This is a genomic window from Actinomycetospora lutea, assembly GCF_028737205.1.
Classification (GTDB): domain Bacteria; phylum Actinomycetota; class Actinomycetes; order Mycobacteriales; family Pseudonocardiaceae; genus Actinomycetospora; species Actinomycetospora lutea.
Genome location: NZ_JAQZAL010000063.1, coordinates 1 through 8,175, shown reverse-complemented (window position 1 = coordinate 8,175; position 8,175 = coordinate 1). Strand labels below are relative to the sequence as shown.

Annotated in this window: 6 protein-coding genes; 5 read left to right on the top strand and 1 reads right to left on the bottom strand. The window is 64.6% G+C overall.

Annotated elements, in window-relative coordinates; translation table 11 throughout:
• The first annotated feature begins 907 nt into the window (after nucleotides 1–907).
• Entirely contained in the window at nucleotides 908–1,207 is a 300-nt protein-coding gene (locus PHK61_RS31320) for a hypothetical protein (protein ID WP_274284956.1), read from the top strand.
• An 825-nt stretch (nucleotides 1,208–2,032) separates the two neighbouring features.
• On the opposite strand, the gene PHK61_RS31315 is transcribed toward PHK61_RS31320, so the two are convergent.
• Nucleotides 2,033–2,215: a hypothetical protein gene (locus PHK61_RS31315; RefSeq protein ID WP_274284955.1), complete on the bottom strand. Its 183-nt coding sequence runs from the start codon at nucleotides 2,213–2,215 to the stop codon at nucleotides 2,033–2,035.
• 591 nt (nucleotides 2,216–2,806) lie between these two features.
• On the opposite strand from PHK61_RS31315, the gene PHK61_RS31310 reads away from it, so the two are divergent.
• The 4 genes from PHK61_RS31310 (at nucleotide 2,807) to PHK61_RS31295 (ending at nucleotide 7,802) form a co-directional block, all read left to right on the top strand.
• A complete protein-coding gene (locus PHK61_RS31310) occupies nucleotides 2,807–4,210 on the top strand; it encodes a hypothetical protein (protein ID WP_274284954.1) in 1,404 nt (467 codons plus the stop codon).
• 661 nt (nucleotides 4,211–4,871) lie between these two features.
• Entirely contained in the window at nucleotides 4,872–5,639 is a 768-nt protein-coding gene (locus PHK61_RS31305; RefSeq protein WP_274284953.1) for a hypothetical protein, read from the top strand.
• Between the two features lie 330 nt (nucleotides 5,640–5,969).
• Entirely contained in the window at nucleotides 5,970–6,842 is an 873-nt protein-coding gene (locus PHK61_RS31300) for a thermonuclease family protein (protein WP_274284952.1), read from the top strand.
• Nucleotides 6,843–6,896: 54 nt separating this feature from the next.
• Nucleotides 6,897–7,802, top strand: a complete 906-nt coding sequence (locus PHK61_RS31295; protein ID WP_274284951.1) for a hypothetical protein — start codon at nucleotides 6,897–6,899, stop codon at nucleotides 7,800–7,802.
• The last annotated feature ends 373 nt before the right edge of the window (nucleotides 7,803–8,175 follow it).

Below are 8,175 nucleotides of genomic sequence, written 5' to 3'. Positions count from 1 at the left end.
CATCCGGTCGCTGCTGCACTGTGGATCTCTTGCACTCTAAATCCGGAAGAGCCAGATCAGGTCGTGGATCGAGATCAACTGAGGCGCCCGCCACCGGCGGGAGCCCATTGCGCACGGGCAATCTCAATGAGGCCGCGGAGATAGCGCAGCTTCTCTCCATTCCACTTGCTGTTGTTCCCGTTGCTGGTGCGCTGTGGTCATGGAGCCGGTCGACGCGGCCTTCCTACCTCGCACGGTGGGCGTGCTTCCGGCAGCGGTCGGAGCAGTAGCGGTGCCGCGGGCCAACGGGGATGAAGGTGGTCTCCCACCTGCCTCGGGCCGGCCGCGACGCCCTGCGCCGTCCGTCCTTTGCCGACGCGACGCAGCGGGTCGATGCGATCGGCGTAGTCGCGTGCCCACCGCACCCACGTCTGGACCTCCTCGCGAGCCGCGGAATGGGCGGACGTTTCGGCGGCCGCGTCGAGGGCGGCGCAGTAGTCGCGGACGCGGGCCGCGATCGACCAGTTGTCGAGTTGCCCGCAAAGTTCAGGACTCGATCGTTCCTTCTCGCGGTCCAGCAGCTGCGTTAATTCGAGCCGCACGGTAGACCCGTCTTGGCTAGAACATGTTCGCTCGGGGCAGACGTTGACGGAGCGCCATAGTTGGTGCGGACAGTCCCGTCGTCTGCCCTCGCCCACAACCCCCGGCCGGCCTAATGGTTCCACTCTTTTAGCCGCTTGATTATCCAGTGTCGGTCACAGATTGTAGTCACTTAGCGGTTTGCGGGTCTAGATCAAAGTCGACGTCGAACCTCGATCTGATTCAGAAACCAGCGTGGCTTGCGCCGCGCGACGGTGGCCCAAGGGCCCGTTGACCGGTACCTGACAACATCGACGAGGAAGCTTGATCAAGGAGAGTGAGGACGGGGATGACGCGGATGAGCTGGCCGGTAGCCGTGGTGGCCTTGGGCTTCCTCGCCCTTATTGGTGTCATGTTCTGGAAGGCGTCCTCCGATATGAACAACTTTGCGTCTCTGTGGGCTGCAGCGGGGCCGATCGTTGGCGTCGTCATCGGTGCGATCCCCGGCGCCGCGTTCGGCGCGACTGCACAGCAGCAGCAAAGGCGCACACAGCATCGAGCTGAGGTTTATGCCCGACAGATGCCACCAGAACGTGCGGCGATCGCGGCCGACGAGATCGCCGAGGCAGAGAAGGCAAACGTGGCTTAAGTGGTCGACCGCGAAGGCAGGACCTTGCCGCACCCTTCGCCTGTCGAGAGCGCGGCGAGAACGCCGCTGTCGGCGCACATCGCGGGGCCGACACCGTCGATGGCAGGCTGGCGCTGCTTGTGCGAGCCGAAGTGCGGTGGGTGAAGTGGGCGTTCCTATACAACGAGCCCGACGGGCAGAAACCCTGGGACCGCGACAGGCGCTTCTTGCGCTTCCTCATGGCTCTCGACGTTGCGGGTGCAACCCTAAGTCTGAACGCAGCCGACCGAGACCGCCGCTCGTGGCTGGGGGGCAGCGACGCCGCGGCAGCAATTGTCACGGTCGTCTAGGAGCTCCGTGAGGCGCACCAGGTGCTTACGTGCTCCAGCCCAAGTGACGCGGCAGGTCTCGCCGTGAGGGCGCCGCGAGCTGAAGGAGCGACTCTTGTCTGACCGTACGGGACCCACAAACCCAACAGCTCCCATCGCCACGGACACTTTTGCGGACGCGCCCGGGGCGGCGGGGATAGCGAATTGCGATGACAGCGTCTCCCATGACGTCGACGTCGTAGTTATGATCGATGTCTTGTGGGCTCGCTGGGGGCCCCTCTATGCGGAACCACCGGAGCGTCAGCCGTGGCGCCGCCACGAAGAGCTCCTCAAGTATCTACTTGGCGATTCTCCGAATGCGGCGTTGTCTCACCAGCCCAGGAAAGGTGCGAATGATGCCACGAGCCGGCACGGCTCCGCTATGCGTGCCGAGCTTGAATGGTGGCGCCCTCTTCTCTCTTTCCCGGGCGACGCACGGTCTCTTTGGTCTCCGAGCACCGAGTCGACGCGCCAAATATCAGCAATCGTCTCGATGATGGAGCGGTGCACCACCCAGAGTGGCCAGATAGACAATTCCGATCTCAAAGACTTCTATGATTTGGCCGCCCACCGGGTCTCGCTTTGCGGAAGCGCGCTCGAGCAGTTGCGCCACCCGAGTTACAGCATCAAACCGCTTACCGACCAGCAGCAACCGGTACACGCGTGTCTCGATTTCCGCCTACGTCACCATCTCGGTAGCATTTGGCTCTACGCCACCCTCTCGCTGTGGTCGGACTGTCCGCGACACCACGTCTATGGCCCTTGCGCGGACCTCGAGCCAAGCGCGAATGGAACCACCGCGACGTCATTCGCCCGCAAGTGCGCCGGCTACGAGAACATTCGGGACGCGTTCCAAGACAATTTGCTCAGGCGCTTCCAGACTCTTGCGGCACCGGTTTTAAGTGAAGCGGGCGCTCAACAGCCTCCGAGGAAGTACCGACCCCCACGCTTTTGGGTCGCGTTGTGCAAACCCGAGTCTGCTGAGCACAACGTGTCCACGCGGTGCGCGCCTATCGCCGAACTCTGTCGGAGCACTCTGTCTGTACCGTCAGCGGATGCTCCTGAAATTGCGATAGATCGCCTCGTCGAGCGCGACCGAACGAGCGATTCAGCGGTCGAACTACTTGTCTTGCGAGCACTCAAGCGCCTAGCAACAGGAGCTGGGCCGGCCTACGTAATCAGTCCGGGCCCTAGTACGGATCGAGCTCGACGGGAGTTCGCGGTCCAGAACCTGATCGCGGAACTGACTGCGGTGGAGACCCGTGTCGGCGCCCAGCTGATGAGGCAGACGACTGATCTCGATATCGACCACGGCTTTGCCCGACTCTATTCGGCCTCAGTTTATCGCGCCTCCGAGCTATGGGACCAGTTGGTCATGCGGCTCCCTGATGCGCGCGGCAAAGAACTCGACGAGCTGCATGAGTCGATTGAACTCATTCACCTCATTCTACTGCAGGGCCTGGCCGACTTGGACTACTTGAAGGCTAAGGCCGAACGTCTGGCCTCAGAAGTCGAGAACCAGCAAACAGAGCTACTCGACGACTTGCAGGTCAAGTTTGCTCCGGTAGCTGTTGCTGGCGCTCCTCGGACGAATGCGCCGCTACAGGACTCCCTGCTCTCTGGTGGTTATGTCGCCCCTACCGCGGCCTGGGCGAGGGCGGTTGCCGCAGCAACGTCGGCTACCCACAACAGCTACGTCGCCTTATTGGAGGCTATCTCCAAGGCATTCGATGAGCGGCGCGTCCGAGAGACCGACAAAATTGCCAAATGGGCTCCCGCGCTGGCCGTGACCTTGGCGGGAGTGCCGCTTATAACGGAGGCGTATGGTAAACTCATTTCCAACGTCTGGACATGGGCTGCCGCATTGTTGTTCCTCCTGCCAGCTGTGGTGCTCGGGGGCGTCGGTGGCTATGTGTACTTGCGGCGAGGGCGCCTACTGGGGCAGCTAAAGACGTCCAAGAACTTCCAGGACGATTATCAGCAAGTACGCGACTTCCTAGCACTCTGCCGCACCGAGAATCTTGAGCGCATTCGCCAAGAACTGAGCGTCGAGAGGGCGCAGCAGGAGAACGCGGGCATGGACGCTCTGCGCGCGGCCGCGATCTATTTCGATCAGTGGGATGCCATCGACCGAAAGCTGGCACACGATCTGGCTTGCTTAGTGGAGCGGCTGAATAAGCATCTGCCGTCCGCTCCCGCAGCGCGGAGCGACGCGCGAAAGCGGCTCAAGCCGCGTGATGGCACGACGACGGAGTCACTGAAACAGTCCGTTGAGACCTGGGCACTGTTCAGTATGTTAGCCAACGAGCGTCCGCGCGAATTCCTTCTGTTCCCTCTGCCTCGTCTAATGCTGCTCTACCGCGCCTATCCGATCATTCCACCGCAGGTCTCGCTTCGGGAAGGTTCGGAGCGCGCTCCCCGCCTAGTGAGCGACGCCGAGCTACGCGTCACTTTACGAGTCTTCTGTAGCGCTCGCATCGAGGACGTAGAAGCGTTTGACGAGCGAGTCTGCCACCTCGCACACAGCAGCACCGGCCGGAGCAGTGCCAGGCGCTTCTTGGATATTCTTGATCGAGAGATTGGTATCCGGGCCGGGATGGCCGAAGGCGACTGGGTCGTCGCCAACGCGCGGATTAGGTCGATCGGTGGTCTTTGAGATGCGCCGACTCAGCGGTGGTGAACCCCCGGCACCGGCTCGCCCTGCGCGGTGGCCAAGGCAACACCTGGGCTCTACGGTCGGGGACATGTTGGGAGCGGGGTGAGCATGAAGCAATTCATGCCTCGTAGAGATTTGCGGCAGCCGTGTCCGTGTCATAGAACCGGGTTATCGCGCAATCGTCCTCGCCTACCCCGCCGAGCGACTGCTGTATGCGGCTTGCCGCAGGCGCTACCGTCCGGTCATCAGCCGTTGGGTGGAAGCGCCTGCTTGGACTACCCGAGAGGGCGCTGGGGTTCGGCAGCGACGGTTTACCGATGGGGAGATGACGCGATCCGATACCAAGGTCACCGGGGGTCCGATCGGGCCGAAGGACGGGCCTTCCGGGTGCCCGGTGCGTTCGCTCTCCCAGGGCTCGCCCGTGAACCTCGTCCGCGGGGACGACCCCGAACGACGCGACGCCGCAGGACACTGGCATGGGCTTAGCGGAAGGCCGTCGATGGCGCAGCGCACCGTTGGCGCGTTCCGGAAGCACCTGGCCAGGCGTGTTCGCTACCGCTGCCTTCCGCCCGCGGGACAGCCCGTTGACTACGACCCAGCCGATCGGACCAGCGGTTGCTGGCCGCCGCGGGACTAGCGTTGCGGGGAGGCGGTCGGGCCGGTGGAGGGGGACACCGTGGGCGATACAGCGGTGGATGGTGTGGAAGTCAAAGCGACGCTCGTCGGCTCGGAGCTCGACCGGGCGGTCACCGCACTCGACCTGGACCGCGACGAGGCCGAGCAGCACCGGGTCTGGTTCTTCGACACCATCGACCCCGACTCCGGAGACCTCCGCTTGCTGTCAGCCGGAGTGATCTTGCGGCTGCGCCGCAAGAAGAACAAGAAATGGACCAGCACCCTCAAGCTGCGACCCGCCGAGGCGGACCGGCTCGTCGGCGACTTCCATGCCGAGGCGGATCGCTTCGACGCCTACAAGGTCGAGTACGACTGGGCCATCGAGCCCGTCCTCGCCGCGAGCATGGACACGGACGTCGACGACGCCACCATCGACGCCTTGCTGGCGCGGCCCGACGTGATCCCGACGCTGTACACCGACGACCAGCGGCGTCTGCTCACCGAAGTCGGCGCACCGCCCAGCGACCCGTTTCTCGACCTGCGCTGCGCCGGGCCCGTCCGCGCGCACCGATGGGACGACGTTGACACAGGCGCGCTCGGCGACGTGCGGGCCGAGCTCTGGGAGTACGACGGGGGAGGCGCCTTTCTCGAACTCTCGCTCAACGCCGCCGACTACGACCAGGCGCGCCAGCAACGCACCCAGCTGCTCGCCGACCTCAAGCGGCACCAGCTTGCCCCCGACCCAGAAGCAGGATCGAAGACCGCAACGGTCCTCTACGACCTGCTGCCCACACGGCCGACCCGGCCGACGTAGCCGATGCCGGGCCACACCACACCCTCGCCTGTGGTCGGTCTCATTCCTCGAGGTGATGCCCACATTGTCGGGCGCGTGCAGCGACAGTCGGGCATGCCCTCCAAGGCCGGTGAGAGTTTGGAACAGGACGTGGGCGCTGCGTGCCGCCAAACGAGGCACGGCCCTGGCCTTGGTCACGGAGGGTGGCGACCTGCCAACCCGTGGGCCTGCTCGACAGCGCCCTGCTGGCGCCGACGGCGCCATCAGCTTTCGGCGGCGAGGGCCCGTCGGCGAGAGACCACGTGTGCGTCGGCATCGAGCTCGACCACCCATGAATTGGAAGGGCTTCTGATGACCGACATCGCACTTGGGTTCAGGCCCAACACCAGGCGCGTCTATGACGCACCGCTGCTGCGCGGTGTCGACGGCGACACGGTCAACATCGACCAGGCAGTGCGCATGGTGTCCATCGACACTCCCGAATCCCACCTCGGGGGCGCTGCTCCCACCGCGCAAGCCACCCTCGACCGGTGCCGACAACGACTTGAGAACGGCGACTACGACGCCATCGACACAGCCCTGCGTGAGCACCTCGTCGAGCGTCTCACTCCTGACGCAGCGGCCAAGCACCTCGGCGCTGGCGCCCGCGCCGGCCAGGAGTTCGCCCGGATGCGCGCCGAGAGACTCGTCATCGACCCCGGCACCGGCGTCGGCAAGGTCGGCATCATCGTCACCGGTGAAGTCATCGAAGAGAACGGGCGCCTGCTGGCCTACGTCACGCCCTGGCTCAAGGCGCCCCTCCCGCCCCCGGACGACCCGCGCCGACGGACCTTCAACCTCCAGCTGATCGAGACCGGCTGGGCCGCGTTCTTCCCGATCTACCCGTCCCTGCCCCGCGACGCCGACCTTAACCGCGCCGTCCGCGCGGCCGAAGACGCCTGGGGACGAAAGCTCGGCGTCTGGGACGAGTTCGGTGAACACGTCCTGCTCGGCTACGAGTACCGCGCCTGCCTGAAGCTCGGCGCCGCCGACCCACCCAACGGACCCGCCCCCACGCCCGCAGAACGCATCACCCAAGCCTTCCGACGCGTCTGCATCGACGTGCGCGATCGGACGATCCTCGGGCTCTATGGATACCACCAGATCGCCCCACCCCATCGGCTCTGGATCTGGCAGGACGACCTCGACAAAGCCCGCGCCGTCCTTGACCTCCGCGATGCCTGACCGCCTGCTCTCGGAGGCCCGCGAATCATGGCAGAATTCGCCACTCTAGCGCCCGTGGACCGCAGTGAGGTCTCGGCCCTCAATCTCTCCGCTGAGATCGCCACCGGATCGACACAGGCTTCACCCGTTCCCTACTACGTCGTTGCGGCCATCGTCAGCCTGGTCGCTGCTCTCATCCTCGCGAGCTGGACGACTCTGCAGGCGCTGCAACGCGGCTGGCGCTTCACCAAATTGATCCGCCGAGAGCTCGAGGAGATCGGGCCGCATCCCACGCAACCGGACCCCAACAACCCGGCTCGGCCTTGGTGGGAGTACGCCACGAGGCGTACTGTCCACGAGGAGATCTTCCGTACCGAGAGAATCGTTGAGAATCGCGACTTCATCCTGGGCCTGGACCCCACCACTGTATACCAGGTCTCGCAGCTATGGCTAGCTCTCCAGAAGCGCGATGGCCACAATTGGATGCACTTCTTGGCGGAATGTTCCGGTAATCGGAGACTAGCGAGCGAGGATCTTGCGAAGGCTTCCCGCCGATGGGCGGCTCTCATGAGGAGCCAACCTCAACATCTCCGCGAGACCATGGGCGTTCCTACGCCGTACCGCCAGTCTGCGAGCTTGAACCGGGCAGCTGAGCTGTTCAAAGCTCGTCTTACCGCGTACGGCAAGCTGCTCCCCCTTCTCAATCCCCGCTCAATGGAATCCGGCCACGCGCAACCACGGGCCGTCGCAGAGAGGATGCTCGATTGGTATTACCAGGAGGGCAACGGGCTTCTTCTTTCGGGCCGGGCGCTCGATCAGTTCCGAAGGACACGGGAAGCCCTTGAACGCTCGGACGAGACCAGTAGCCGTAGGGATGTTGAGCTCAGCCAGCTGCGCACGGACCTGAAGATCGACCTTGGTGTTCGGCAGCCGCAGGAGCGGGGAATCGACTTTCCGTGGCCCGAAGACGAACGATGGTAATGCTCGTCATCCACCTCCACCGCAACCCCACCACATATCGCGGATTGGCCACTGGGTGCGGCGGCGCTGGCGGCGACAGCTCGTCGCCAACCGGTTGGCCCCCCGACCGCGTGCGCCACGACCCGCCGGGACGGCGAGCCTGAGGCGGCCAGGGCGGCCGGTAGACGTCGAGGTCGGCGGCTTCCCCCCGTTCCGCTCGCGGGGTGGTGCCGCCGCCGACCAATGTGGCAACAGCCCCGCCCAGAACGGGCGGCGGCGTCGACCCAGCTGGGCTGATGGTCCGTTCGGGCTGTCCTGATCTACGACGGCGAGGTAAACGGGCTCTTCCGGAAATGGAGTGCAGCTGAGGGCGTGACCGTTGCGGGAGCTGGGG

What these genes read in the sequence shown, in the direction of transcription:
- PHK61_RS31320 (WP_274284956.1), top strand. Translation starts at nt 908, where the DNA reads ATGACGCGGATGAGCTGGCCGGTAGCCGTGGTGGCCTTGGGCTTCCTC.
- PHK61_RS31300 (WP_274284952.1), top strand. Translation starts at nt 5,970, where the DNA reads ATGACCGACATCGCACTTGGGTTCAGGCCCAACACCAGGCGCGTCTAT.